Below are 24,526 nucleotides of genomic sequence, written 5' to 3'. Positions count from 1 at the left end.
GCGGTGTCACCGCGCGCGGCGGCGCAGGCGCTCCTCGTCGAGGACGACGACCGACTTGCCCTGCAGCTGGATCCAGCCGCGGTGCACGAAGTCGGCCAGCGCCTTGTTCACGGTCTCGCGGGACGCGCCGACCAGCTGGGCCAGCTCCTCCTGCGTCAGGTCGTGCTTGACGCGCAGGCCCTCGCCCTCCCGGCTGCCGAACCGGTCGGCCATCTGCAGCAGCGCCTTGGCGACCCGGCCGGGGACGTCGGTGAAGATCAGGTCGGCCACCGAGTCGTTGGTGCGGCGCAGCCGGCGGGCCAGCACGTGCAGCAGCCGCTCGCCGACCTCGGGGTGCGCCTCGATCCACGGACGCAGCACCGCCTGCGGCATGCGGGCCAGCTTGACGTCGGTGACCGCGGTGGCGGTGGCGGTGCGCGGGCCGGGGTCGAAGACCGACAGCTCCCCGAACTGGTCGGAGGGGCCCATCACGGCCAGCACGTTCTCGCGGCCGTCGGGCGACCGACGGGAGAGCTTGATCTTGCCGGAGATGACGATGTAGAGGCTGTCGCCCGGCTCGCCCTCGTTGAAGACCACGCGGCCGCGGGGGAGCGTCACGGTCTCCAGGCGGCTGGCGACCGGGTCCACCGCGTCTCCCGGCAGCCCCTGGAAGAGCCCCGACTGGGCCAGCACCTCGTCCACTACGCGTCCTCTCGCACACACACCTGGGGACACCGGCACGCGGCCGGCCCGGTCAGCGAGCCGCTTCGTCGCGGCGCCGTCCGGGGAGAGTCTAGGGGCCTGTGCGGATCGTCACCCGATCGGACGCCCACGCCGCCACCCCGAGGGGTGAGTTCGGCCCCCTGCAGGGCCCCGCCGCGAGCCTGGTGAGGGTCTGGAACGGCCCCCTGCAGGGCCCCGCCGCGAGCGAGCGGTGGGGAGCAGGGGGTCCTTCCTCAGACGACGGGCGGTTCGGCCTCGCGGCGCACCCGCGACCTCCGGCGACGCCGCCAACGGGCCATGGCGCGGCGGATGCCCGAGTTGGCCAGCGTGTCGACCTCGCCGGCGCTCGCGGTGGAGAGGAACTCGGCCACCTCGCGGGGGCCGGCCGGCCGACGCAGCGGCTCCTCGACGCGTTCCATCACCAGCAGGAAGGCGATGACCAGGGGCGGGAACAGGATGACGCTGAGGGCGACCACCGGCTCCTCCTCTCTCTCCTCGTCGCAGGACGCGGACCGGACGGGCCGGCTCGCGCCAGCACTCCTGTGTACCCAGGGGCGTCGCGGGGGAAGCCCGGCGACGGCGGTCGCGATGATGGCACGGGCCCTGTCAGCCGATCCGCCTACCCTCGACCGCGTGTCCTCGCCCGCCTACGCCCGGCCCGTCCCACCGCGCGCCCGCCGTGCCGCTGCCCGGGGCGGCTCCCCGTTCGACCCGCAGGAGACGCCGCTGGCGCGCACCCGGCGGGCCCGGCGGATGGCCCGCGAGCTGGCACTGATCCACCCCGACGCGCACTGCGAGCTCGACTTCACCAACGCCTTCGAGCTGCTGGTGGCCACGGTGCTCTCCGCCCAGACGACCGACAAGATGGTCAACCGGGTCACCCCGGCGCTGTTCGCGAAGTACCCCGACGCCCAGGCGCTGGCCGGTGCCGACCGGGCGGACCTCGAGGAGATCCTCAAGCCCACCGGCTTCTTCCGGGCCAAGGCCAACTCGGTGCTCGGCCTGGCACAGGCGCTGCTGGAGCGGTTCGACGGCGAGGTCCCCGGCCGGATGGAGGACCTGGTCACCCTGCCCGGTGTGGGCCGCAAGACCGCCAACGTCGTCCTGGGCAACGCCTTCGACGTCCCCGGGTTGACCGTGGACACGCACTTCGGCCGGCTGGTCCGCCGGTTCGGCTGGACCGCTGAGGAGGACCCGGTCAAGGTCGAGGCCGAGGTCGCCGAGCTGATCCCCAAGCGTGACTGGACGATGTTCAGCCACCGGGTGATCTTCCACGGTCGCCGGGTCTGCCACGCCAAGAAGGCGGCCTGCGGCGCGTGCGGCCTGGCCCGGTGGTGCCCCTCGTACGGCATCGGACCGACCGACCCGGAGGTCGCCACGAAGCTGGTCAAGACGCCGGCCGCCTCCGACACCGAATGAGCGCCCGCAGCACCAGGACGGCGGCCGGCGTGCTCGCGCTCGGGCTCGCCCTCGCCGGGTGCGCCTCGGGCGCCGCGGACGAGCCGGGCGGCACGGCGGCCTCCCCGACGCCCGACCCGCTCGCGGCACTGGCGCCCTGCCCGGAGCGGCCCGACCGTCCGGCCGAGGGCACCGAGACACTGCCGGCGCTCGACCTGCCCTGCCCGGGCGGCGGCTCGCTGGACCTCGGCCGCGCCCCCGGCGTCCCCACGGTGGTGAACCTCTGGGCCAGCTGGTGCGGCCCCTGCCGCGAGGAGCTGCCGCTGGTCCAGCAGCTGGCCGACGCCGGCGGCGACCGGCTGTCGGTGGTCGGCGTCATCAGCAGGGACGGCGCCCCGCAGGCCGGGTCCTTCGCCGCGGACGCCGGCGCCACCTTCCCCAGCGCCTTCGACGGGGACGGCGACCTGATGGCCGAGCTGGGCCTGGGGGCGCTGCCCTACACCTACCTCCTCGACGCCGACGGCGGGATCGCCCACGTCCAGGTGGGGCCGGTCGCCGACCTCGCCGAGCTGGAGGGCCTGGTCGCCGAGCACCTGGGGGTGACGCTGTGACCGACGCGCCCACCGCCGAGGCCGCCCTGCCGGAGTACCTGCGCCGGCTGCTCGCCGCGGGCGACCTGCCGCTGCGCCACCGGATGCCCCGGCCCACGGCGACCGCCCGGCGCTCGGCGGTGCTCATCCTGTTCGGCGAGGGCCCGCGCGGGGCCGACGTCCTGCTGATCGAGAAGTCCGCCCACCTGCGCACCCACGCCGGGCAGCCCGCCTTCCCCGGCGGCGGCGCCGACCCCGGCGACGACTACCCGGTGGGCACGGCGCTGCGGGAGGCCGAGGAGGAGGCCGGCATCGACCCCGACGGCGTCCGCGTGCTCGCCACGCTGCCGGAGCTGTTCCTCGGGCCCTCGGACAACCTCGTGGTGCCGGTCGTGGCCTGGTGGGACGACCCGCGCGACGTCACGGTGGGCGACCCCCGCGAGGTGGCCCGGGTGGCCCGGGTGCCGCTGGCCGACCTCGCCGACCCGGCCAACCGCTTCCGCGTCGCCCACCCGTCGGGCTACGTCGGCCCCGCGTTCGGCGTGGCCGGCATGGTCGTCTGGGGCTTCACCGGCGGCCTGCTCGACGCGATCCTCGAGGCCGCCGGGCTGGCCCGGCCCTGGGACACCGGCGACGTGCGGCAGCTGCCGCCGATCGGTGCCCGCCGCCCGCAGCTGCCCGGCACCCTCGACCCGGTGGACGACGAGGACGCCGCCGCGCCGACGGTGGCCGACCCCGCACCCGACGGCCCTCCGGCAAGTACCGTTCCCCCGCGATGAGGGGGCTGGGGATGTCGCGACGCGGCCGGGCGCTGCTCGCCGGGGGAGTCCTGGTCGCCACGGTCCTCACCGGCTGTGGCGGGGGGACGGCGGAGCAGCAGGCGGCTCCGTCGTCCGGCCCGGTACCGGGCACCGTGACGACCGCGCCCGACGGCGTCCAGGAGGTCACCCTGCATACGCAGGACGACTACGTCTTCACCCCCGACTCCTTCACCGTCGCGCCGGGTGAGGTGCGGTTGACCGTGGTGAACGACGCCGAGCAGACGACCCACAACTTCCGCTTCACCCCGGGCGACGGGCCCGCGCCGATCCAGCCGGAGATCCCGCTGCTGGCGCCGGGGGAGAGCAAGACCATCGAGTTCGCCGTGACCGCGCCCGGCGACTACGGCTTCGAGTGCAGCTTCCACACCCAGCTGGGGCAGTTCGGCACCATGACGGTCAGCGGCTGAGCGGCGCCATGTCGATCGTCGACCTCGTCCTCATCGGCCTGGCGCTGGTCTTCGCCTTCTCCGGCTTCCGGCAGGGTGTGATCGTCTCGGCCACCTCGTTCTTCGGCTTCTTCGGCGGCGCGGTCCTCGGCGCGCAGCTGTCCCGGCCCGTGGCCGACCGGCTCGACGGGACGGCGACCACGCGGGTGTTCGCGGCGCTGGTCGTCGTCCTCGCCGCGGCGCTGCTGGGCCAGGTGCTCGCCGGTGCGATCGGCCGGGCGGTGCGCCGCCGCGTGACGTGGCAGCCGGCCGAGATCGTCGACTCGGTGGCCGGCGCGGTGCTGTCGGCGGTCGCGGTGCTGCTGGTCGCCTGGATGGTGGCCACCCCGCTGGCCAACGCGCCGTTCCCCCAGGTCTCCAGCCAGGTGAAGAACTCGGCGCTGGTGCAGGCGGTCGACCGCACCGTCCCCGACGGCGTACGAGGGGTCTACGACTCGCTGCGGGAGGCGATCGACCGCAACGGGCTGCCCGACGTCCTGGACCCGCTGACCCCCACGGAGGTGCCCGACGTCGCGGCGCCGGACCAGGCCCTGCTCTCCAGCCCGGTCGTCACCTCGGTGTCGGGCTCGGTCGTGCAGATCAGCGGGGTCGCGCCGTCGTGCTCCCGGCAGATCGACGGCTCCGGCTTCGTGTACGCGCGGGAGCGCGTGATGACCAACGCGCACGTGCTCGCCGGTGTCACCGACCCGGTCGTCACCGCGGAGGGCGAGGAGTACGACGCCGTCCCGGTGTACGTCGACGAGGAGACCGACGTCGCGGTGCTCGCCGTCCCCGGGCTGCCGCAGATCCCGCTGGCCTTCTCGCCGGAGCCGGCCGACACCGGCGACAGCGCGATCATCATGGGCTACCCCGGCGGTGGCGGGTTGTTCGTCGGGCCGGCCCGGGTGCGCGACCACACCGGCATCAGCGGGCCGGACTTCCGCAACGAGCAGACCGTGGTCCGCGACGTCTACGCGCTCTACGGCGAGGTGCGCGCCGGCAACTCCGGCGGCCCGCTGTTCGACCCGCAGGGCCAGGTGCTCGGCGTCGTCTTCGCCTCGGCCATCGACGACCCGCTCACCGGTTACGCGCTCACGAACGAGCAGGTCGAGGGCGCCGCCGTGACCGGCCAGGCCTCGTCCACCCCGGTCGCCACGGGCGCCTGCGAGTAGGAGGACCACCCTTCCCCCGCGCCTCGCAGGCTCGCGCCGGGCCCCGTCCAGAGGCTCGCCGCGAGCTTGCGAGCGGTGCGGAACGTCAGCCGGTAACCCAGGTGGTCAGCGCCGCGTTGACCTCCTCGGGCACCTCCTCGTGCGGGAAGTGCCCGACCCCCGGCAGCTCCCGCCACTCGTAGGCCCCGGCGACGTAGCGGCCCGACCCGCGGGCCGACGACGGCAGCACGCAGGGGTCGAGGACGCCGTGCAGCTGCAGGGTCGGCGCGGTGACCGGCGCGGCCATCCGGCGGGCGTAGCGCAGCCCGTCGGGGCGCAGCTGGGAGCGGCCGGCCCAGCGGAAGTACTCCATCGAGCCGTAGGCGGCCTGCGGGATGCGGGCGGCCGAGCGGTAGCGGGACACCGCCTCGGCGAACCCGGCGGTCGCGGTCCAGCCGGGGCCGGCCCAGCGGCGCATGAGCTCGGCGACCGGGTCGTCGTCGGCGCGGGTCAGCCGGCGCTCGGGCAGCCGCGGCAGCTGGAAGCCCAGGACGTGGCGCAGCGCCCGCCGCTGGGCGCCGTCCTTCAGCGCCGCCCGCAGCTGCCGCGGGTGCGCCATGGACAGCACCGCCAGCCGGCGGACGCTGCGCGGGTGCAGCGCGGCCATCGTCCAGGCCACCAGCCCACCCCAGTCGTGGCCGACGACGACGGCGTCCTGCTCACCCAGCGCGCGGACCAGCGCGGCGACGTCGGCGGCGGCGGTCGGCAGGTCGTAGCCGCGCGGGGGCTTGTCGCTGCCGCCGTAGCCGCGCAGGTCGGGTGCGACGGCGCGGAAGCCGGCCGCGGCGAGTGCCGGCAGCTGCGAGCGCCAGGCCCACCAGAACTCGGGGAAGCCGTGCAGCAGCAGCACCAGCGGGCCCTCACCGGCCTCGGCGACGTGCAGCCGGACGCCGTTGGCCGACAGGTCGCGGTGGGTCCACGGACCGGGCAGCAGGACGCTGGTGGCGTCCGGCCGCTCCTCGTCGGGAGTGCTCACCGGTGCGGGCGCGGGGGCGCGCCCGCTCAGACGGTGTAGTTCTCGTTGCCGCGCAGCTGGACGCGGCCGTTGGAGACGGTCGGCACCTCACGGTGACGCTGGCCGGGGGCCTCGCGGTGCATGACCTCGGGCAGGTCGCGCAGGGTCTCGATGGTGCGCTCGGGCTTCTCGACCTTCTTGATCATCCGCCGGCCCACCAGCGCGGCGATGCCGGCGAGGACCACCAGCAGCAGCCAGACCAGCAGGTAGGAGATCCACCGGATCAGGCCGAGCCAGGTGAGGAACTCGGCGATGGTGACGAACAGGAAGATCCCGGAGAAGAAGAGCAGGGCGCCCGCGGCACCCAAGGCGCCGGCGCCGATGCCGGCCTTCTTCGCCGACCTGCCGACCTCGGCCTTGGCCAGCTCGATCTCGCTGCGGATCAGCGTCGAGACGTCCGCCATGGCGCTCTGCACCAGAGCGCCGACGGAGGGCTCCTCCGCGCGGGTGGTGCTCCGTGCCCCGGACGGGCTCGAGGGTGCGCTGTGGGCCACGAGGGGCACCTCCTGGGGACGACGGGCGGCTTCCGGGCCGCCCGACGCGAGCGGCCCACCGTGGGGAATGGTGCCCCATGATCACCGGTCGCGCGCCCCGGCCTCCCGCACCGAGGCGCGGGAGGCCGGGACGGCGGCCCCGGTGACGTACTGGAACGGCCACCCCTCAGGGGCCCGCGCCGAGCCTCGGAGCGCGGCAGGGGTGGCCCCCTGCAGGGTCCCGCCGCGAGCTCGCGAGTGGCGGGGGCAGGGGGGTCCTCTTTCAGTCGTCGGACGACGAGCTGGCCGGCAGCTTGTCCTTGATCAGGTTCATCACCGACGAGTCGGTGAGCGTCGTGACGTCGCCGAGGTCGCGGTTCTCGGCGATGTCCCTCAGCAGCCGGCGCATGATCTTGCCCGAGCGGGTCTTGGGCAGCTCCTGCACGACCATGATCTGGCGCGGCTTGGCGATCGGGCCGATGTCCTTGGCCACGTGGGTGCGCAGCTGCTGGACCAGCTCGTCGCCGGAGTCCTCGGCGTTCCCGCGGAGGATGACGAAGGCGACGATGCCCTGGCCGGTGGTCGGGTCGCTGGCGCCGACGACCGCCGCCTCGGCGACGGTGGGGTGCGCGACCAGCGAGGACTCGACCTCGGTGGTGGAGATGCGGTGCCCCGACACGTTCATGACGTCGTCCACCCGGCCGAGCAGCCAGATGTCACCGTCGGCGTCCTTCTTGGCGCCGTCCCCGGCGAAGTAGACGTTCTTGCCGAACCGCGACCAGTAGGTGTCGACGTAGCGGTCGTCGTCGCCCCAGATGGTGCGCAGCATCGACGGCCACGGCTCGGTGAGCACCAGCAGCCCGGTGGTGTCGTCGCCGAGCTCGTTGCCCTCGTCGTCGACGACCTTCGCGGAGATGCCGGGGAACGGCGTCTGCGCCGACCCGGGCTTGAGGCTGGTGACGCCGGGCAGCGGGTTGATCATGTGCGCGCCGGTCTCGGTCTGCCACCAGGTGTCCATGATCGGGCAGCGGCCGCCGCCGATGTGCTCGTGGTACCAGAGCCAGGCCTCGGGGTTGATCGGCTCACCGACCGAGCCGAGGACCCGCAGCGAGGACAGGTCGAACTTGGCCGGGATGTCCTCGCCCCACTTCATGAAGGTCCGGATCACCGTGGGCGCGGTGTAGAGGATCGTGACCCTGTACTTCTCGATCAACTCGAACCAGCGGCCGCGGTGCGGGGTCTCCGGCGTCCCCTCGTACATGATCGAGGTGGCCCGGTTGGCCAGCGGCCCGTAGACGATGTAGCTGTGGCCGGTGACCCAGCCGATGTCGGCCGAGGTCCAGAAGACGTCGGTGTCGGGCTTGAGGTCGAAGGTCGCCCAGTGCGAGTAGGCGACCTGGGTGAGGTAGCCGCCGGAGGTGTGCAGGATGCCCTTCGGCGACGCCGTCGTCCCGGACGTGTACATGATGTAGAGCGGGTGCTCGGCGTCGAACGCCTCGGCCGTGTGCTCGGTCGACTGCCGGTCCACGACGTCGTGCCACCACAGGTCCCGACCCTCGGTCCACTCGACGTCCTGCTCGGTCCGCCTGACGACGAGCACGTTGCGGACGCTGTCGGTGCGGCCGACCGCCTCGTCCACCGCCGGCTTGAGCGCGCTCGGGGCGCCACGCCGGTAGCCGCCGTCGGAGGTGATCACCAGGACGGCGCCGGAGTCGGTGATCCGGCTGGCCAGCGCGTCGGAGGAGAACCCGCCGAAGACCACCATGTGGACCGCGCCGATGCGGGCGCAGGCCAGCATCGCGACGACCGCCTCCGGGATCATCGGCATGTAGATGGCCACCCGGTCGCCGGTCTGCACGCCCAGCTCCACCAGCGCGTTCGCGGCCTTGCAGACCTCGTCCTTGAGCTGGGCGTAGGTGATCGTGCGGGTGTCGCCCGGCTCGCCCTCCCAGTGGTAGGCGACCTGCTCCCCGTGACCGGCCTCGACGTGCCGGTCGACGCAGTTGTAGGCGACGTTGAGCTTGCCGCCGACGAACCACTTGGCGAAGGGCGGGTTGCTCCAGTCCAGGACCTCGTCCCACTTCTGCGTCCAGGTCAGCCGGTCGGCCGCCTCGGCCCAGAAGCCCAGCCGGTCCTGCGCCGCCCGCTCGTAGACGTCGGGACCCACGTTGGCCTGGGCCGCCAGCTGCTCCGGCACCGGGAACCGGCGGCCCTCCAGCTCGGTCGACTCGCTCATGCGACTCCTCCTGCTCCGTGGCGTCGTCGTCGACGCCTGTCCTGTGTCCGGTCGTCGCGGTCGGCACCCGGCGTCCCGGCAGCAGCGCGACGCGGAGTGCTCTGTGCCACACCGTATGACCCAGGACGCCTCCCGTCTGCCTGGCGCGACCTCGGCGCACCGCGGCGCGTGGTCCGGTGCGCGCGCGGCGGCCAGACTGGCCGCGTGACGGCAGGAGGACAGGCGGCGGTGGCGGCGCGGGTGCCGGGTGCGGCGGCGCTCGGGCTGCTCGCGCCGCCGTCTGCGCCTGCCGTCCCCGCTGCGCTCCTCGCCGACGCCGGCTGGACCGCCGACCGGCTGACCACGCTCGGGGCGCGGTACGCCTCCGACGACCGGCGGGTGCTGGCCACCGTGTGGTGGTACTCGGCGTCCTCCGTGCTGCTCACACCGGCGCTGGCCGGGCTGGCCACCGGGCTGCCGCTGTCTGCGCGGCTGGCCGACACCTCGGTGGCCTTCCTCGAGGGCGGGACGCCGATCGCCGCCACGTCCTCTGCACCGGGCACGGACACCGCCGCGGAGCTGCGGGAGAGCCTCTCCGCGGTGGTCGACGCCGTGGCCGCGGCCGGCCGGATGCGGGCCCGGCCGCTGTGGGCCATCGCCACCGACTCGCTGGCCAACCGGCTGCTCGCCCTGGGGCGGGCGCTCGGGGACGAGCGGCGGGTCACCGCACTGGCCGCCCCGCTGGCGGCCGCCGTCGGTCCGCCGCTGCCGGCGCCCCGCTACGTCGACGTCGCCGGGATGCGCTTCACCCGGCGGGTGTCGTGCTGCCTGCTCTACCGGCTGCCGCCCGAGCCGCTGTGCACCTCCTGCCCGCGCCGGCCCGCCGCCGAGCGCGAGGTGCTGCTGGAGGACACCGCCGAGCGGATGCGCTAGCCGTCCAGCCGCTCGGAGATCGCCCGCCGCAGCTCATCGACCCCCTCGCCGGTCAGCGCGGACACCGGGACGGCATCGGGGTAGGCCGTGCGCAGCGCCGCCAGCCAGCCCGGCGGCGCGACGTCCACCTTGTTCAGCGCCAGCAGCTCGGGGTGGTCGCGGGCGCCGATCTCGTAGAGGACCCCGCGCACGGCGGTCACCTGGTCCATCGCGTCGGGCGCCGAGGCGTCGACGACGTGCAGCACGAGGTCGGCCTCGACGACCTCCTCGAGCGTGGAGCGGAAGGCGTCGACCAGCTGGTGCGGCAGGTGGCGGACGAACCCGACGGTGTCGGTGAGCGTGTACGGCCGGCCGTCGGGGGTCTGCGTGCGGCGGACCGTCGGGTCGAGCGTGGCGAACAGCGCGTCCTGCACCAGGACGTCGGCGCCGGCCAGCCGGTTCATCAGCGCCGACTTCCCCGCGTTGGTGTAGCCGGTGAGCGCCACCGACGGCACCCGGTTGCGCCGCCGCCGGGAGCGGGTGCGCTCCCGCCGCCGCGCGGTCTCCTGCACCTGCCGGCGCAGCGCCGTCATCCGCCGCCGCAGGTGCCGGCGCCGGGTCTCCAGCTGCTGCTCACCGGGGCCGCGGACGCCGGTGCCCGCGGCCCCCGCGCTGCGTCCGCCGCCGACCCGCGACAGCTCCACGCCGTGCCCGGTCAGCCGCGGCAATTGGTAGGCCAGCTGGGCCAGCTCCACCTGCGCCTTGCCCTCGGAGCTGCGCGCGTGCTGGGCGAAGATGTCGAGGATCAGCGCGGTGCGGTCGACCACCCGCGCGCCGAGCCGGTCCTCGAGGTTGCGCACCTGCGCGGGGGAGAGCTCACCGTCGGCGATGACCAGGCCGGCGTCGCGGTCGCGCACCAGGTCGGCGAGCTCGGCCACCTTGCCCGAGCCCAGGTAGGTCGCCGGGTCGGGCCGGTCGCGCGGTTGCACCAGCCGGCCGACGACGGCGACCCCGTCGGTCTCGGCCAGCCGCTCCAGCTCGTCGAGCGGGTCGGCCGCGCCGGCGTCGCCGTCCCGCAGCCCCAGCAGCACCGCGCGGGCGCCGTCCGGCCCGCCGTCGCCGTCCCCGGCGGGGGTCACCTCGCTGCTCAGCAGCCACGTCCCTGGCACGTCACCCTCCCGACCCCGCGGGACGCCGTCTGCTCCGGCGTCCCCAGCCTCGTTCCCCGGGTGGTGGGCCGCCACCTGGGAACGGGGCCGGACCGGACCGCTCCCTCCGGCTCACCCGGCCGCCGAGCGGCGGGCGAGCACGACCGCGTAGGTGAACTCCCGCCCGTCGCGGACCACCGGCAGCAGCAGCTGCTCGGCGTCCGCCGTCGTGGGCAGCCGGTCGAGCGCCTCCCGCAGCCGCGGGGCCGGGGAGCTGGACCAGATCGCCAGGACGCCGTGGGGGCGCAGCGCCGCCACCGCGCCGGCCAGCCCGGCCGGGCGGTAGAGCGCGTCGTTCGACCGGTGCACGAGGAAGCCCGGCCCGTTGTCGACGTCGAGCAGGACGGCGTCCCACCGGCCGTCGTTCCCGGCCAGCACGTCGGCGACGTCCCCCATGTGCACCCGCAGCCGGGGGTCGCCGGGTGGGAGCGCCGGGAGCCTGCCCTCCTCGGCCCACCGCACCAACGGCGCGTGCAGCTCGGCCACCTCGACGGTGCCGACCCGCGGCTCGGCGAGCGCGGTGGCCGCCGTCCACCCCAGGCCGAGCCCACCGACGAGCACCCGCAGGTCGCGGCCGGGGAGGCGGCGCAGCGCCTCGGTGGCGAGGGCGCGCTCGGTCGTGGTGTCGACGTCGTCCATCGCGAAGACGCCGTCGACGACCAGCTCGAGGTGCGTGCCGCCGTCGTCGGTGGTGCGCCGGCGGAGGGTCACCTCGCCACGCGGCCCCTCCGCCCGGCCCAGGGTCTCGAGCACCGGCCCACCCCCCTCACGGCAGGAACAGCATCGTGTCGCCGAACTCGTGCCACAGGTAGCCGCCGGCGGCGGCCCGCGCGTAGGCCCGGTCGACCAGCTCGCGGCCCGCCACCGCCTCGAGCAGCAGCAGGTGGCTGGCGTCGGGCGCGTGCAGCCCGGTGAGCAGGCCGGTGACGACGCGGGCGGGGCGGTCGGGGCCGAGCACCAGGTCGGTCCACCCGGCGGCCGCACGGGTGACGCCGTCCTCGCCGGTCGCGGTCTCCAACGCGCGGGTGACCGTGGTCCCGACGGCGACGACCCGGCTCCCGGCTGCCCGCGTGGCGTTGACCAGCCGGGCGGTGACCTCGGGCACCCGGTAGCGCTCCGGCGCCGGCGGCTCGTGCAGCTCGGGACTGGAGACACCGGCGTGCAGCACCACCGGGACGACGGGGACGCCGCGGGCCATCAGCCGCACCAGGACCCGGTCGGTGAACGGGCGCCCGGCGCTGGCGTTCTCCGCGCTGCCGGGTTCGGTGGCGTAGACGTTCTGCGTGTCGGCCAGCGGGACGGCGGCGCCGAGGTAGCCGTAGCGGATGGGCGCGCCGTGCCGCTGCAGGTGCTCGGCGGCGGGGACGGCCGGGTCGGGGCGGGCCCGCCACAGCCGCGACGCCCGCGCCGGTGTCGGGAAGCCCTCGACCAGCCGCAGCCGGACGCCGCCGGGCAGGTCGAGCGCCGTTCCGGGCTCCACGCCGCGGTCGGGACCGTCGTTGTCCGGACGGCGCAGCTCCACGACCCAGTCGCCGTCGTCCAGCGTCGTGGCGACGTGCAGCGGGGCGCGGATGCCGTCGGCCCGCCGGACGTCGAGGCGTGCGGGCAGCGTCGCCGAGGTGTTGACGACGACGAGGTCGCCGGGCTCGAGCAGCTCGGGCAGGTCGCGGAAGGTCGTCTCGGTGAGCCCGTCGGGCCGGACCGACATCAGCCGGACGCCGTCGCGGGCCAGGCCCCGGCGCTCCGGCGGCGCGGCCGCCCCGGCTCCCATGGTGCGCGCGGTCACCGGCCGGCCCCCGCCGCGACGGCCAGGTCCGCGGCGCGGTAGCGGCCGCTGGGAGGAGCCTCGTCCACCAGCCGCAGCAGGGCGGGGACGACGGCCGCCGGCTCCGGCAGCCCGGTGGCGTCGGGGTCGGCCGCGCGGTGCATGTCGGTGGCCATGTCGCCGGGGTCGACGGCGTACACCCGCAGCGCCGGGTGCTCGGCGGCGAGGACGGCGGTCAGCTGGTCCAGCGCGGCCTTGCTCGCGCCGTACCCGCCCCAGCCCTCGTAGGCCTCGACCGCGGCGTCGCTGCTGATGTCGAGCACGACGCCGCCGGCCCGCTCGAGCGCCGGCAGCACTGCCTGGACCAGGGCGAGCGGGGCGACGGTGTTCACCGCCAGCACCCGCTCGAGGGCCGCGGGCGGCAGGTCGGCCAGCCGGGGGAGCGGGGTGGGGCCGAGCTCGCTGGCGTTGTTGACCAGCAGGTCGAGCCGGTCGCCGACGGCGGCGGAGAGCGCGGCACGGTGGGCGGGGTCGGCGACGTCGCCGGGGACGGCGGTGACCAGGTCCGGGCGGGGCAGCGCGGCGACGGTGGCGGCCAGCCGGTCGGGGGTGCGGCCGTCGACGACGAGCCGCCAGCCGCGGCGGCTCAGGGCCTCGGCGAGGGCGGCGCCCAGGCCGCGGGAGGCCCCGGTGAGGAGTGCGGTGGGAGGTGTCATGGCGCTACCGTCGGACCTGAAGTGCACTTGAGGTCAAGGGAGGCGCGGTGGACGGGCTGCTGACCATCGGGCAGGTGGCCGAGCGGTCGGGGATGGCGGTCTCCGCGCTGCGCTACTACGAGGCGCAGGGGCTGGTCACGGCCACCCGGACGCCCGGCGGCGCGCGGCGCTTCCCGCGCAGCGTGCTGCGCCGGCTGGCGTTCGTCCGCGCCGCGCAGAACGTCGGGCTGACGCTGCCGGAGATCCGCGAGGCGCTGGCCACGCTGCCCGACGGGCGCACGCCGTCGGCCCGCGACTGGGCCCGGCTCTCGGCGTCGTGGCGGGACCGGCTCGACGAGCGGATCCGGGCGCTGGAACAGCTGCGCGACGGGTTGTCGTCGTGCATCGGCTGCGGCTGCCTGTCGCTGACCCGGTGCGCGCTGTACAACCCCGGCGACGCCCGCGGCGCCGAGGGGCCGGGGGCGCGGCTGCTGTCCCCGGCGCTGCGGCGGGTGCCGCCGACCTCCAACGCAGGGTGACCACGCCGACGGACCCGGGGTGACCACCGGGGCCATCGCGGGGACCACTGCGACGGGCGCAGGGTCGCGTCCCCGTGTCGCACGGCGGCCGGGTGAGGGAGAAGATCGCCGCGTGGGGCTGATGCCGGCTGCGTTCCTCGGCCACGGCAACCCGGTGAACGCGCTCGAGGACAACCGCTACACCCGGGCCTGGCGCGCGTTCGGGCAGGCCGTTCCCCGTCCGCGCGCGGTCCTGGTGGTCTCGGCGCACTGGTACGTGCACGCGACCGCGCTGACCGCGATGCCGCGGCCGCGCACCATCCACGACTTCTTCGGTTTCCCGCGCGCGCTCTACGAGGTCCGCTACGACGCACCCGGGCTGCCCTCGCTGTACGAGGAGGTCGCCGACCTGGTCCACCCGACCTGGGTGGGTGCCGACCTCGACAGCTGGGGCTTCGACCACGGCGCCTGGTCGGTGCTGCGGCACGTCCTCCCCGACGCGGACGTGCCGGTGGTCCAGCTGTCGGTCAACGCGCTCGAGCCGGCCGAGCACCACCTGCGCCTGGGCGCCGCGCTCGCCCCGCTGCGGGAGGACGGCGTGCTGGTGATCGGCAGCGGCAACGTCGTCCACAACCTGAGCGCGGTCAGCCGCGCGATGCCCGAGTCCGGGTACGACTGGGCGCAGCGCTTCGACGAGGCGGTCCGCGAGGTGGTGCTCGAGCGGCCGACCGAGGTCGCCGCCCTCGACGGGCACCCGGACGCCGGCCTCGCCGTCCCCACGCCCGACCACTTCCTGCCGCTGCTCTACGTCGCCGGGATGGCGGGGGCGACCGGCACGACGGCCGAGCTGCTGGTCGACGGGTTCACCGACGGCTCGCTGTCGATGGCCTCCTACACCGTCGGCCTGACGCCGCTACCGGACGATGACGGAGCCGCCGGGTCCAGGCCGTAGACGGCCTGCTCACCTGTCCGACGTCCCGCTCCGCGTGTGCGGCGCGTGGCGGGTCGACACGCGGCGTGGCCGGGCCCTAACGTCACCCGCCGTCACCGCGACCCGGACGAGGAGGGCGACGTGCCGGCTGCCCGCACCGCCCTCTCGGCCGCCCGCTGGCTGGCGCTGGTGATCCCGTTGGTCGACGTCGCGCTGGTGCTCACCGGGGTGCTGTCCCTGCGGACCGGCATCATCGTGGCGCTGGTCCTGGAGGTGCTGCTCGCCGTCGTCCTGGTCGTCGAGGTGGCCGCCTTCCGCCGGGCGTACCGGGTCGCGCGGCGGGACGGCGGCAGGCGTCGTGCGGGACTGGTGGTGGGAGCGGAGGCCGTCTGGCCGCCGGTGGTGCTCCGCCTGGCCCGCGCCGAGGCCGGCGTCGTCGGTGCGCTGTGGTGGGCGGTGCGGCGCCGCTCGGGTGTGGGACCCGGCGACGTGCCGCTGCCCTACGCCGGCCGCTTCCGCCTGGTGCTCGGCGCGCTGACCGTCCTCGGCGCGCTCGAGACCGTCGTCGTCCACGTGCTGCTGCCGTGGGAGACCGCGCGGTGGGTGCTGCTCGCGGTGTCGCTGTACGCGCTGGTCTGGGTGCTCGGCTCCGGCCTGTCGCTGTTCCAGCACCCGCACCTGCTGCGGGACGACGAGCTCGTGCTGCGGTTCGGGCACCTGCGCTCGGTCGTCGTCCCGCTGGCCGGCCTGGTGGCGGTCCGGCGCAGTGTGGAGTCCGAGCACAAGAAGGTCCTGGTCCGCGACGGCGACCGGCTCGTGCTGTCGGTCATGGGGGACACGGACGTCGAGCTGCGTTTCGACCCGCCGGTGCACGTGGCGGGGCAGGGCGAGCCGGTGGCCCGCGTCGCGTTCTGGGTCGACGACCCGCAGGCGGTGGTCCGGCTGCTCCGCGACCGCGCCGTCCCGGCCGCTCGCTGACGTTCCCGCGGGGACGTCGAGCGCGGGACCGCGCCGCTCGTCGGGACGTTCCTGCGGGAACGCCGGACACGGGACCGCGCCGCCGGCCGGCGGGGGCTCCGGCGTTCCCGCGGGAACGCCCGCGACCAGGGAACGCCCAGCGGTCGAGAGGGCCCGTCCCGGGCTCCGTGCCCGCTAGGTTCCCCGACGTGGCCGGGGAGCTGCCCGCGCGGGATCGAGGGGCCCAGGAGGTCGAGATCTCGCTGCCGTTCACGGAGCGGTGGCTGGTCCAGAACAGCCCGGCGCGGCGGGTCCCGAGCCACGGGACCGACCTGTTCGGCGAGCGCTACGCCATCGACTTCGTCGGCGTGGACGACCGCCACCGGACGGCCGGCACCCGGACCTGGCGGACCTTCGCCGCCACCGAGCCGCCGGAGCGTTTCGTCGCCTTCGGCCGGCCCGTCCTGGCCCCGGGCGACGGCACCGTCGTCCACGTGCACGACGCCGAGCCCGATCACGAGGCGCGGCGTTCGCAGCTGGCGCTGATCCCGTACGCGCTGGGCCAGGCCGGCCGGCTCCGCCGGGGCGCGGGCGCCGTCGCGGGGAACCACGTGGTCGTCCACCTGCTCGGGAGCGGTCCCTTCGTCCTCCTGGCGCACCTGCAGCGGGGCTCGGTGCGCGTCTCGCCCGGCCAGGAGGTCGTCGCCGGGCAGGAGATCGCGCGGTGCGGCAACTCCGGCAACTCGACCCAGCCGCACGTGCACCTGCAGGTCATGGACAGCGCGGACCCGGTCGTCGCCCGCGGCGTGCCCGTGACCTTCCGGCACTTCCACGAGTGGCCGCCCCGCACCCGGCACCCCCGACTCAGGGAACGGGGGGTGCCGGGCGAGGGAGCGGTGGTGGAGCCGGCCCCTGGCCCCTGACGCCGCGGCTCGCAGCCGGTCGACGAGACGTTCGGCGCGGGACCGCCGGCGGGACCGGTCGTCAGCGCCGTTGGACGAGGTCCGCGGAGAGCCGCACGACCTCGCCGACCACCCACACGGCCGGCGGGCGGATGTCCTGGTCGGCCAGGGTCTGTGCCAGTCCGGCCAGGGTGGTGCGCACCGTGCGCTGGGTCGGCGTCGACCCGTCGGCGACGACGGCCACCGGCGTCTCCGGCGCCCGGCCGTGCTCGACCAGCGCCGCCGCGATCGCCGGGGCGGTGTCCACGCCCATGAGGACGACGACCGTGCCGCGCAGCCGACCGAGCGCCTCCCAGTCGACCAGCGACTGCGGGTGCCCAGGCGGCACGTGCCCGGAGACGACGACGAACTCGTGGGTCAGCCCGCGGTGGGTGACCGGGATGCCGGCCAGTCCGGGGACGCCGATCGCCGAGGTCACCCCGGGCACCACCTCGACCGGCACCCCGGCGGCGACGCAGGCCTCGAGCTCCTCCATGCCGCGGCCGAAGACGAAGGGGTCGCCGCCCTTGAGCCGCACCACCCGCCTGCCCGCCCGGGCGTGCTCGACCAGCAGCGTGTTGATCTGCTCCTGCGCCATGTACCGGCCGCGCGGCAGCTTCGAGGCGTCGATGACCTCCACCTCCGCGGGCAGCGACGCCAGCAGCGACTGCGGCGCGAGGTGGTCGGCGACGACGACGTCGGCCTGTGACACCGCCTGCTGGCCGCGCACGGTGATCAGCCCGGGGTCGCCCGGGCCGCCGCCGACGAGCACGACCGAGCCGGGCCGCCCGCCCGGGACCTCGCGCGCCGCCCGGTCGCGGATCGAGCCGTCGGTCAGCCCGGCCAGGACGGCGTCCCGCACCCCCACCGCGCGCTGCGGGTCGCCGCCGCCGTGCACGCCCACGACGAGGTCGCCCTGCCGGCCGACCGCCGGGGTCCACACGCTGGACGCCGACCGGTCGTCGGCGCGGGCGCAGAACACCCGCGCCTGCTCGGCCTCCTCGGTGACCGCCTCGTTGACCGCCGGGTCGTCGGTCGCGGCCACCGCGTACCAGGCGCCCTCCAGGTCGCCCGGCTCGTAGCGGCGGCGCAGCCAGGTGACCGCGCCCGGGCCGACCAGCGCCTCCAGCGCCGGCGTCACCTCGGGGCTGACCACCGTGACCCGCGCGCGGGCCTCCAGCAGCCCGGCGACGCGGCGGTGCGCCACCTGCCCGCCGCCCACGACGACCACCTTCCGGTCCAGCAGCCGCAGCCCGACCGGGTACACCACCCCGCTCGCGGGGTCGACCGGGGTGGCACTCACGCCTTCTCCGTCACACCGGCCGAGTCGAACGTCGCCACCTCGCGCAGCGCGCGCGCCGCGCTGGCCACCAGCGGCAGCGCCAGCAGGGCGCCCGTGCCCTCACCGAGGCGCAGGTCCAGGCCGAGCAGCGGGCGCATGCCCAGTGCCCGCAGCGCCAGGGCGTGCCCCGGCTCGGCCGAGGTGTGGCCGGCCAGCGCGTGCTCCAGCGCCACCGGGCACAGCGCGGCCGCGACCAGCGCCGCGGACCCCGCGATCACGCCGTCCAGCAGCACCGGCACCCGCGCGGCGGCGGCACCCAGCACGAACCCGGCGAGCGCGGCGTGCTCCAGGCCGCCGAGCTCCGCCAGCGCGGCCAGCGCGGCCTCCGGTGTCGACGGCCGCTCGGGCACGCGGGCCACCGCACGGCCGACCACCTCGACCTTGCGGGCCAGCGTCGGGTCGTCGACCCCCGTGCCGCGCCCGGTCGCCGCGGCCGGCGTCGCGCCGGTGAACGCGCAGACCAGCGCCGCCGACGCCGTGGTGTTGGTGATGCCCATGTCGCCGGTGACCAGGCAGCCGTGGTCCGCGGCCAGCTCGGTGGCCACCTCGATGCCGACCTCGACCGCCCGCCGCGCCTCGTCGAGCGTCATGGCCGGGCCGACGGCCAGGTCGGCGGTGCCGGACCGGACCTTGCGGGACAGCAGCGCGGGGCTGACCTCGACCGCGTACGGCGTCGCGACCCCGACGTCCACCACGACGACGTCGGCCCCGAGCTGGGCGGCGAACGCGTTGACGACCGCACCGCCGCGGGCGAAGTTGGCCACCATCTGCGCGGTGACCTCCTGCGGCCAGGGGGTGACGCCCTGCGCGTGGACCCCGTGGTCGCCGGCGAAGACCGCGACCGCGGCCGGCGTGGGCAGCGGCGGCGGGCAGGTGCCCGTGGTGCCGGCCAGCTGCGCGGCGACGTCCTCGAGCACGCCCAGCGAGCCCGGTGGCTTGGTCATCCGGTCCAGGCGGTCGCGGGCGGCGCGCTCGACGGCGGCGTCCCTCGGCGCGACCGCGGCGATCGTCTCGCCCAGCAGGGTGCCGGGGAAGGTGGCGGGGGCGGTGGGGCGGCTCAGCGGATCTCCTCGGGGAGGCGGGACAGGTCCCGGAACGCCGGTGTCCCGGGGTCCAGGATGGCAGCGAGGTCGGCGGCGAGGGCCACCGAGGTCGCGGGACCACGGACGGCGACCCACAGGTGGTCGGGGGAGAGCCCGGCGAAGGTGTCGCCGCGGCGCACCACCCAGCCGCGGTCCCGCAGCGCCGCCCGCCCCCGCGCGCCGTCGGGCACCCGGTCGAGCGCCTCGTGCAGGACGGCGCGCAGCCACGGCGGCGGCGTCCCCGTGGCGATGCAGGTCGGTCACGCCGCCACCGCCACCGTGACCCGGCCCACCACCGTGCGGCCCACCAGCAGCGTCCCGCCGTCCAGCAGCGCCGCGGCCTCGGCGACCGACGGCGTCGCCACGGCGGCGGCCACCCGCGCCGACGGCGACGGCACCGGGACGGCGGCCAGCGCGGCGGCGGGGTGCCCGGTCAGCGGCCAGCCCCGGGCGGCCGCCGCCTCGACCAGGCCGGGCTCGGCGGCGCGGGCCTCGAGGGTGGCCAGCCGCACGCCGTCCGCGCCGGCGGGCAGGACGGCGTCCACCGCGGCCAGCACCTCCGCGGCGCTCACCCCCGGTCGCGCGCCGACGCCGACGATCACGTCGCCTCCTCGCTGGCGCTCGTCAGCTCCGTGCTCGGCGATGCTGTGCCCATGCGTGAGCTCGCGAGCTCGGTCACGGGGTCACCCCCTCGGGCAGAGCGGCGAGCAGCGACTCCGCGTCGCGGGGGAGTGCGCCGTCGGGCAGCAGACCGAGCGCGCGCAGCCGGGCGCCGACGGTCAGCGCCCACGGCCGGTCGAGGCGGGCCCGGACGAGCAGCGCGTCGTCGGCCAGCAGGTCGGCCGGGGCGCCCTGCACCACCGTCCGGTCGACGACGACGGCGACGTCGTCTGCCCAGCGCAGCGCCAGGTCGACGTCGTGGGTGCTCATGACGACGGTCGACCCCGAGGTCCGCAGCCGCTCCAGCGCGGCCAGCGCCTCGGCCACCGCCGACGGGTCGAGCCCGGCGGTGGGCTCGTCGAGCAGCAGCACGCACGGGCGCATCGCCACCGCCCCGGCGATGGCGACCCGCTTCCGCTCGCCGTAGGAGAGCTGGTGGGTGGGCCGGCCGGCCAGGGGCGCCACGCCGAGCAGGTCGAGGGCCTCGGCGACGCGCTCGCGGACGGCGTCCTCGGGCAGGCCCAGGTTGAGCGGGCCGAAGGAGACGTCCTGCGCGACCGAGGCGCTGAACAGCTGGTCGTCGGGGTCCTGCAGCACCAGCTGGACCTCCTGCCGGTGCGCGCGCAGGCCGCGGCGGGTGTGCTGCAGCCGCTTCCCGTCGACGGCGACCGTGCCCGCCGCCGGCTCCAGCGCCCCGGACAGGCAGCGCAGCAGGGTCGTCTTGCCCGAGCCGTTGGCCCCGAGCAGCGCCAGCCGCCGCCCGGCCGGCACGGTGAGCGAGGCGCCGTCGAGCACCCGGCGGCCGCGCTCGTAGCCGGCAACCAGCGCCTCGGCGGTGAGCGTCCGGTGACTCATGCAGCGACCACCCCGACGGCCACGATCGCCGCCAGGCCGGCGGCGCTCGCGGCGAGGAACGCGCGGGACGACGGCAGCACCTCGGGCAGCACCCGCAGGCCGGTCTCCATGCCGCGGCCGGCCAGCCCCTCCTGCATCCGGCGGGCGCGGTCCCAGGAGCGGGTGAGCACCGCCGCGGCCAGCGCGCCCGACGAGCGGTAGCCGCGACCGATGCTCGAGTAGCCCATCCGCGCCGTCTGCGCCTCGCGGATGGTGTGCAGGCTCGCGAGCAGCACGAACAGCAGCCGGTAGGTGACCGCGGCGACCTCGACCACCGCCGCGGGCACCCGCAGGCCGCGCAGCGCCGGCAGCAGGTCCGACACCGGCGTGGTGGTGGCCAGCAGCAGCACCGCGGCGCTGCCGGCGAGCGCGTGCCCGGTCAGCGAGCCGGCGCGGGCGGCGGCGTCCGGCGCCCAGCCCAGGCCGTCGGTGCCGACGGTGACCACCGAGGTCAGCGCGCCGACGGCGATGAACGCCATCGGCCAGCGCACGGCCCGGCCGAAGGTCCGGGCGGGTACCCGGGCCGGGCCGAGGGCGAGGACGACGGCGGTGAGACCGACCAGCAGGCTGCCCGGCCAGGCCGGCAGCGCCAGCGCGCACACGACCAGGCCGCCGCACAGCAGCAGCTTGTCGGCGGGGGAGCGGCGGCGCCAGGCGCTGGCCCAGGCGGCGTCGTCGACGGCCAGCCCAGTCACGAGCCGCCGTCCTCCCGGGGCCGCTCGGACTCCGGTCGCTCGGCCGGCCGACGACCGCGCAGCCGGCCGAGCACGTAGCCGAGCAGCCCGCCGCCGAGCGCTGCCTGCAGCGCGAACAGCCCGGACTCCACCTCGGCCGACGACGGCGAGAACACCGACTCGAACCAGGGCTCGCGACCCTCCGCCTCGAGCAGCTCGGTGGCCTGCGAGTCCGAGCCGGCGAACTCCGACGTCCCACCGTCCAGCACGAGCGGCAGCGCGACCAGCGCGACGACGCCGAGGACCAGCAGCGCGGTCACCAGCCGCGAGCGGGTCACCGGGTCGCCCCCGGCGCAGGTGCCAGCAGGCCGAGGCGCTCGAGCTCGGGGCGGGCGTTGACGGTGAGCACCCGGAACAGCAGCACCCCGAGCAGCCCCTCGCCGACCGCCAGCGGCACCTGCGTGAGGGCGAAGACGGAGAGGAACTTGGCGAACGCGCCGGGGATGCCGGTCTCGGCGTCGGGCAGCGCCAGGGCCAGCTGGCCGGCCGTCGTGACGTAGGTGGCCAGGTCGGCGACGGCCATCGCGGCGAACACCCCCGGCAGCAGCCCGCCACCCAGGCGCCGGGTGAGCCGGTAGGCGCCGTAGCCGGCCCACGGCCCGACCACCGCCATGGCGAAGGCGTTGGCGCCCAGCGTGGTCAGCCCGCCGTGCGCCAGCAGCAGCGCCTGGAACAGCAGCACGATCGTGCCGAGCAGCGCCATCACCGGCGGCCGGAACAGCACCGCGCCGGCCCCGGTGCCCGTCGGGTGGCTGGAGCTGCCGGTGAACGACGGCAGCTTCACCGCGCTGAGGACGAAGGTGAACGCGCCGGCCGCGCCGAGCAGCAGCGTGTTCTCCGGGCGCTCGCGCACCTCGGTGACCACCTGGCGGGCTCCGTGGACGACGAAGGGTGCTGCGGCCAGCGTCCAGCCGACCGCGTGCGTCGCGGGCAGGAACCCCTCAGCGATGTGCATGCCGTACCCCTCCCGGGAGGGCCGCCGCCGCGCAGGCGGACACGAACCGCTCGGCCAGGGCCGGCGAACCGGCCCAGTTCAGGTGCAGGTAGGAGGCGTGCACGCCGCCCGAGACGAAGCCCTCCGGCCCGCCGTCCGCCCACCGCCAGGCCGGTGCGGACCCGGCGGCCGGGGTGGCGACCGTGCGGTGGAACTCGTGGCCGCGCACCCGCGTGCCGGCCGGCGCGAGCACCGAGTCGCTGAGCGCGACGGCCTCGCGGTAGCCGAGGGTCAGCCTCGGCGACATGACCGCGTCGGTGGGCAGCACCCCGCACATCGGGACGCCGTCCAGGCTGCGGGCCAGGTACAGCAGGCCGGCGCACTCGGCGGCGACCGGGCCGCCCCGGGCGGCGAGCTCGGCGATGTCCGCCCGCAGCGTCTCGTTCGCCGAGAGGTTCGCGGCGTGCACCTCGGGGAACCCGCCGCCGACCACCAGACCGGCGGTGCCCCCGGGCAGCGCCTCGTCGCGCAGCGGGTCGACGGTCACCACCTCGGCGCCGGCGGCCTCGAGCAGCTCGGTGTTCTCCGCGTAGCCGAAGGTGAAGGCCGCACCGCCGGCGACGGCGATCCGCGGCCGGCCCTCCACCGGGGAGACCTCGGCGGCGGGGTCCCACGGGACGGCGCCCAGGGCCGGGGCGGTGCGGGCCAGCCGCAGGACGGCGCCCAGGTCGACCGCGCCGGCCACCACCTCGCCGAGCCGGCCGACGGTCGCCAGCGCCTCGGCCGACCGCTCGGCGGCGGGCACCAGCCCGAGGTGGCGGGACGGCGTGCCCAGCTCGGCGAGCCGCCGGACCGCGCCGAGCACGGGCACCCCGGACCCGCCCAGCGCGTCGCGGAGGATCTCCTCGTGCCGGTCGCTGCCGACCCGGTTGAGCACCACGCCGCCGAGCCGCACGGCCGGGTCGTAGGTGGCGAAGCCGTGCACGAGCGCGGCGACGCTCTGCGCCTGCGCGCTCGCGTCGACGACCAGTACCACCGGCGCGCGCAGCAGCCGGGCCACGTGCGCGGTGGAGGCGAACCCCGGCTCCAGGCCCGGCCGGGTGGCGCCGTCGAACAGGCCCATGACCCCCTCGACGACGGCGACGTCCGCGCCGCGGGCCCCGTGCAGGAACAGCGGGACGACGCGCTCCTCGCCGACCAGCACCGGGTCGAGGTTGCGCCCCGGGCGCCCGGCGGCCAGGCCGGTGTAGCCCGGGTCGATGTAGTCGGGGCCGACCTTGTGCGGCGACACGGCCAGCCCGCGGGCGGCCAGGGCGGCGACCAGCCCGGTGGCGACCGACGTCTTCCCCGCGTTGCTCGACGGCGCGGCGACGACGACGCGCGGGACTGTGCTGGTCACCCGCCCCACCCCGCCGCTCACCACTCGATCCCCCGCTGGCCCTTCTGGCCGGCGTCCATCGGGTGCTTGACCTTGGTCATCTCCACGACCAGGTCGGCGGCCGCGACCAGCGCCGGCGGGGCGTCCCGGCCGGTGACGACGACGTGTTGGGTGCCCGGCCGGTGCGTCAGCGTCTCGACCACGTCGTCGACGTCGACCCAGCCCCACTTCAGCGGGTAGGTGAACTCGTCGAGCACGTAGAAGCGGTGCGCCTCGGCGGCCAGGTCGCGCTTGATCTGCGCCCAGCCCTCGGCGGCGTCGGCGGCGTGGTCGACCTCGGTGCCCTGCCGGCGCGACCAGCTCCAGCCCGAGCCCATCTTGTGCCAGATCACCGGCCCGCCCTCGCCGGTCTGCTCGTGCAGCCGGCCCAGCGCCGTCAGGGCGTTCTCCTCGCCGACCCGCCACTTGGCGCTCTTGACGAACTGGTAGACCGCGATCGACCAGCCCTGGTTCCACGCGCGCATCGCCATGCCGAACGCGGCGGTGGACTTGCCCTTCATCTCACCGGTGTGGACGGCGAGCAGCGGCCGGTTGCGCCGGGCCTTCGTGGTCAGCCCGTCCTGTGGGACGACGGCCACCTTCCCCTGGGGCACTAGTCCTCCTCGCTGGCGCTCGTCGGCCGAGTGCCTCGGGGCGCTGCGCTCATCGGTGAGCTCGCACGCTCG

The 24,526-nt window shown here is 76.2% G+C and carries 29 protein-coding genes; 10 read left to right on the top strand and 19 right to left on the bottom strand.

Features of this window, described 5'->3' with window-relative positions; translation table 11 throughout:
- Window positions 1-6: 6 nt before the first annotated feature.
- Both ACWIX7_RS10285 and ACWIX7_RS10280 read right to left on the bottom strand, forming a co-directional pair.
- On the bottom strand, window positions 7-681 hold the full coding sequence (locus ACWIX7_RS10285) for a Crp/Fnr family transcriptional regulator (RefSeq protein ID WP_448621443.1): 675 nt from the start codon (window positions 679-681) through the stop codon (window positions 7-9).
- A 254-nt stretch (window positions 682-935) separates the two neighbouring features.
- Entirely contained in the window at window positions 936-1,178 is a 243-nt protein-coding gene (locus ACWIX7_RS10280; protein WP_448621442.1) for a hypothetical protein, read from the bottom strand.
- Window positions 1,179-1,335: 157 nt separating this feature from the next.
- Here ACWIX7_RS10280 and nth point away from each other — a divergent pair, with 157 nt between their 5' ends.
- From nth to ACWIX7_RS10255, 5 genes are read left to right on the top strand one after another with little or no spacing between them, the layout of a single operon-like run.
- Window positions 1,336-2,121, top strand: coding sequence for an endonuclease III (gene nth / locus ACWIX7_RS10275; RefSeq protein ID WP_448621441.1), 786 nt, complete (start codon window positions 1,336-1,338; stop codon window positions 2,119-2,121).
- Complete coding sequence (locus ACWIX7_RS10270; protein ID WP_448621440.1) at window positions 2,118-2,711, top strand: redoxin family protein; 594 nt, start codon at window positions 2,118-2,120, stop codon at window positions 2,709-2,711. The genes nth and ACWIX7_RS10270 overlap by 4 nt, the downstream gene beginning before the upstream one ends.
- The gene (locus ACWIX7_RS10265) at window positions 2,708-3,469 is read left to right on the top strand and encodes an NUDIX hydrolase (protein ID WP_448621439.1); all 762 of its coding nucleotides are present in this window, start codon (window positions 2,708-2,710) and stop codon (window positions 3,467-3,469) included. The genes ACWIX7_RS10270 and ACWIX7_RS10265 overlap by 4 nt, the downstream gene beginning before the upstream one ends.
- Window positions 3,466-3,918, top strand: coding sequence for a cupredoxin domain-containing protein (locus tag ACWIX7_RS10260; RefSeq protein ID WP_448621438.1), 453 nt, complete (start codon window positions 3,466-3,468; stop codon window positions 3,916-3,918). The genes ACWIX7_RS10265 and ACWIX7_RS10260 overlap by 4 nt, the downstream gene beginning before the upstream one ends.
- A gap of 8 nt (window positions 3,919-3,926) precedes the next feature.
- Window positions 3,927-5,108, top strand: coding sequence for a MarP family serine protease (locus ACWIX7_RS10255; protein WP_448621437.1), 1,182 nt, complete (start codon window positions 3,927-3,929; stop codon window positions 5,106-5,108).
- 85 nt (window positions 5,109-5,193) lie between these two features.
- Here the strand turns inward: ACWIX7_RS10255 and ACWIX7_RS10250 are convergent, their stop codons facing one another.
- The 3 genes from ACWIX7_RS10250 to acs all read right to left on the bottom strand — a co-directional run bounded on the left by ACWIX7_RS10250 (window position 5,194) and on the right by acs (window position 8,871).
- Window positions 5,194-6,123, bottom strand: a complete 930-nt coding sequence (locus tag ACWIX7_RS10250; protein ID WP_448621436.1) for an alpha/beta fold hydrolase — start codon at window positions 6,121-6,123, stop codon at window positions 5,194-5,196.
- Window positions 6,124-6,149: 26 nt separating this feature from the next.
- Complete coding sequence (locus ACWIX7_RS10245) at window positions 6,150-6,656, bottom strand: phage holin family protein (protein WP_448621435.1); 507 nt, start codon at window positions 6,654-6,656, stop codon at window positions 6,150-6,152.
- Window positions 6,657-6,918: 262 nt separating this feature from the next.
- The gene (acs, locus tag ACWIX7_RS10240; RefSeq protein ID WP_448621434.1) at window positions 6,919-8,871 is read right to left on the bottom strand and encodes an acetate--CoA ligase; all 1,953 of its coding nucleotides are present in this window, start codon (window positions 8,869-8,871) and stop codon (window positions 6,919-6,921) included.
- A gap of 204 nt (window positions 8,872-9,075) precedes the next feature.
- Here acs and ACWIX7_RS10235 point away from each other — a divergent pair, with 204 nt between their 5' ends.
- Window positions 9,076-9,783, top strand: coding sequence for a (2Fe-2S)-binding protein (locus ACWIX7_RS10235; protein WP_448621433.1), 708 nt, complete (start codon window positions 9,076-9,078; stop codon window positions 9,781-9,783).
- Here ACWIX7_RS10235 and hflX read toward each other — a convergent pair.
- The 4 genes from hflX to ACWIX7_RS10215 all read right to left on the bottom strand — a co-directional run bounded on the left by hflX (window position 9,780) and on the right by ACWIX7_RS10215 (window position 13,451).
- Window positions 9,780-10,931 (bottom strand): GTPase HflX, encoded by a 1,152-nt coding sequence (gene hflX, locus ACWIX7_RS10230; protein ID WP_448621432.1) that lies wholly within the window; start codon window positions 10,929-10,931, stop codon window positions 9,780-9,782. The two genes, ACWIX7_RS10235 and hflX, sit on opposite strands and share 4 nt — an antisense overlap.
- Before the next feature lie 111 nt (window positions 10,932-11,042).
- On the bottom strand, window positions 11,043-11,723 hold the full coding sequence (locus ACWIX7_RS10225) for a hypothetical protein (protein WP_448621431.1): 681 nt from the start codon (window positions 11,721-11,723) through the stop codon (window positions 11,043-11,045).
- A 13-nt stretch (window positions 11,724-11,736) separates the two neighbouring features.
- Window positions 11,737-12,756: an S-adenosylmethionine:tRNA ribosyltransferase-isomerase gene (locus ACWIX7_RS10220; RefSeq protein ID WP_448621430.1), complete on the bottom strand. Its 1,020-nt coding sequence runs from the start codon at window positions 12,754-12,756 to the stop codon at window positions 11,737-11,739.
- Window positions 12,753-13,451, bottom strand: a complete 699-nt coding sequence (locus ACWIX7_RS10215; protein ID WP_448621429.1) for an SDR family NAD(P)-dependent oxidoreductase — start codon at window positions 13,449-13,451, stop codon at window positions 12,753-12,755. The genes ACWIX7_RS10220 and ACWIX7_RS10215 overlap by 4 nt, the downstream gene beginning before the upstream one ends.
- 47 nt (window positions 13,452-13,498) lie before the next feature.
- Between ACWIX7_RS10215 and soxR the strand changes: the two genes are divergently transcribed.
- The 4 genes from soxR to ACWIX7_RS10195 all read left to right on the top strand — a co-directional run bounded on the left by soxR (window position 13,499) and on the right by ACWIX7_RS10195 (window position 16,759).
- Window positions 13,499-13,969, top strand: coding sequence for a redox-sensitive transcriptional activator SoxR (gene soxR, locus ACWIX7_RS10210; protein ID WP_448621428.1), 471 nt, complete (start codon window positions 13,499-13,501; stop codon window positions 13,967-13,969).
- A gap of 121 nt (window positions 13,970-14,090) precedes the next feature.
- Complete coding sequence (gene ygiD / locus ACWIX7_RS10205) at window positions 14,091-14,900, top strand: 4,5-DOPA-extradiol-dioxygenase (RefSeq protein ID WP_448621427.1); 810 nt, start codon at window positions 14,091-14,093, stop codon at window positions 14,898-14,900.
- 120 nt (window positions 14,901-15,020) lie between these two features.
- Window positions 15,021-15,857 carry a hypothetical protein gene (locus ACWIX7_RS10200; RefSeq protein WP_448621426.1) on the top strand — a complete coding sequence of 279 codons (837 nt, stop codon included), beginning with the start codon at window positions 15,021-15,023 and terminating at the stop codon, window positions 15,855-15,857.
- Between the two features lie 188 nt (window positions 15,858-16,045).
- A complete protein-coding gene (locus tag ACWIX7_RS10195) occupies window positions 16,046-16,759 on the top strand; it encodes a M23 family metallopeptidase (protein ID WP_448621425.1) in 714 nt (237 codons plus the stop codon).
- A gap of 61 nt (window positions 16,760-16,820) precedes the next feature.
- On the opposite strand, the gene cobA is transcribed toward ACWIX7_RS10195, so the two are convergent.
- The 10 genes from cobA to cobO all read right to left on the bottom strand — a co-directional run bounded on the left by cobA (window position 16,821) and on the right by cobO (window position 24,454).
- Window positions 16,821-18,080, bottom strand: a complete 1,260-nt coding sequence (cobA, locus tag ACWIX7_RS10190) for a uroporphyrinogen-III C-methyltransferase (RefSeq protein WP_448621424.1) — start codon at window positions 18,078-18,080, stop codon at window positions 16,821-16,823.
- On the bottom strand, window positions 18,077-19,126 hold the full coding sequence (cobT, locus tag ACWIX7_RS10185) for a nicotinate-nucleotide--dimethylbenzimidazole phosphoribosyltransferase (RefSeq protein ID WP_448622144.1): 1,050 nt from the start codon (window positions 19,124-19,126) through the stop codon (window positions 18,077-18,079). Before cobT ends, cobA begins: the two co-directional genes overlap by 4 nt.
- A gap of 50 nt (window positions 19,127-19,176) precedes the next feature.
- A complete protein-coding gene (locus ACWIX7_RS10180; protein WP_448621423.1) occupies window positions 19,177-19,392 on the bottom strand; it encodes a hypothetical protein in 216 nt (71 codons plus the stop codon).
- 69 nt (window positions 19,393-19,461) lie between these two features.
- Entirely contained in the window at window positions 19,462-19,803 is a 342-nt protein-coding gene (locus ACWIX7_RS10175) for a cobalamin biosynthesis protein (RefSeq protein ID WP_448621422.1), read from the bottom strand.
- A gap of 73 nt (window positions 19,804-19,876) precedes the next feature.
- Complete coding sequence (locus ACWIX7_RS10170) at window positions 19,877-20,716, bottom strand: energy-coupling factor ABC transporter ATP-binding protein (protein WP_448621421.1); 840 nt, start codon at window positions 20,714-20,716, stop codon at window positions 19,877-19,879.
- Entirely contained in the window at window positions 20,713-21,450 is a 738-nt protein-coding gene (gene cbiQ / locus ACWIX7_RS10165; RefSeq protein ID WP_448621420.1) for a cobalt ECF transporter T component CbiQ, read from the bottom strand. The genes ACWIX7_RS10170 and cbiQ overlap by 4 nt, the downstream gene beginning before the upstream one ends.
- Window positions 21,447-21,767 carry an energy-coupling factor ABC transporter substrate-binding protein gene (locus tag ACWIX7_RS10160; protein WP_448621419.1) on the bottom strand — a complete coding sequence of 107 codons (321 nt, stop codon included), beginning with the start codon at window positions 21,765-21,767 and terminating at the stop codon, window positions 21,447-21,449. The genes cbiQ and ACWIX7_RS10160 overlap by 4 nt, the downstream gene beginning before the upstream one ends.
- Window positions 21,764-22,444 carry an energy-coupling factor ABC transporter permease gene (locus ACWIX7_RS10155; RefSeq protein WP_448621418.1) on the bottom strand — a complete coding sequence of 227 codons (681 nt, stop codon included), beginning with the start codon at window positions 22,442-22,444 and terminating at the stop codon, window positions 21,764-21,766. The genes ACWIX7_RS10160 and ACWIX7_RS10155 overlap by 4 nt, the downstream gene beginning before the upstream one ends.
- The gene (locus ACWIX7_RS10150; RefSeq protein WP_448621417.1) at window positions 22,431-23,822 is read right to left on the bottom strand and encodes a cobyrinate a,c-diamide synthase; all 1,392 of its coding nucleotides are present in this window, start codon (window positions 23,820-23,822) and stop codon (window positions 22,431-22,433) included. Before ACWIX7_RS10150 ends, ACWIX7_RS10155 begins: the two co-directional genes overlap by 14 nt.
- Window positions 23,823-23,839: 17 nt before the next feature.
- A complete protein-coding gene (gene cobO, locus ACWIX7_RS10145) occupies window positions 23,840-24,454 on the bottom strand; it encodes a cob(I)yrinic acid a,c-diamide adenosyltransferase (protein ID WP_448621416.1) in 615 nt (204 codons plus the stop codon).
- Window positions 24,455-24,526: the final 72 nt, after the last annotated feature.

This window comes from Geodermatophilus sp. URMC 65, from assembly GCF_053502545.1.
The sequence above is the reverse complement of the archived record's forward strand: the minus strand, read 5'-3'. Positions and strand labels throughout refer to the sequence as shown.

What these genes read in the sequence shown, in the direction of transcription:
- ACWIX7_RS10215 (WP_448621429.1), bottom strand. Translation starts at nt 13,451, where the DNA reads ATGACACCTCCCACCGCACTCCTCACCGGGGCCTCCCGCGGCCTGGGC.
- ACWIX7_RS10170 (WP_448621421.1), bottom strand. Translation starts at nt 20,716, where the DNA reads ATGAGTCACCGGACGCTCACCGCCGAGGCGCTGGTTGCCGGCTACGAG.
- ygiD (WP_448621427.1), top strand. Translation starts at nt 14,091, where the DNA reads ATGCCGGCTGCGTTCCTCGGCCACGGCAACCCGGTGAACGCGCTCGAG.
- acs (WP_448621434.1), bottom strand. Translation starts at nt 8,871, where the DNA reads ATGAGCGAGTCGACCGAGCTGGAGGGCCGCCGGTTCCCGGTGCCGGAG.
- ACWIX7_RS10270 (WP_448621440.1), top strand. Translation starts at nt 2,118, where the DNA reads ATGAGCGCCCGCAGCACCAGGACGGCGGCCGGCGTGCTCGCGCTCGGG.
- ACWIX7_RS10255 (WP_448621437.1), top strand. Translation starts at nt 3,927, where the DNA reads ATGTCGATCGTCGACCTCGTCCTCATCGGCCTGGCGCTGGTCTTCGCC.
- ACWIX7_RS10260 (WP_448621438.1), top strand. Translation starts at nt 3,466, where the DNA reads ATGAGGGGGCTGGGGATGTCGCGACGCGGCCGGGCGCTGCTCGCCGGG.
- ACWIX7_RS10155 (WP_448621418.1), bottom strand. Translation starts at nt 22,444, where the DNA reads ATGCACATCGCTGAGGGGTTCCTGCCCGCGACGCACGCGGTCGGCTGG.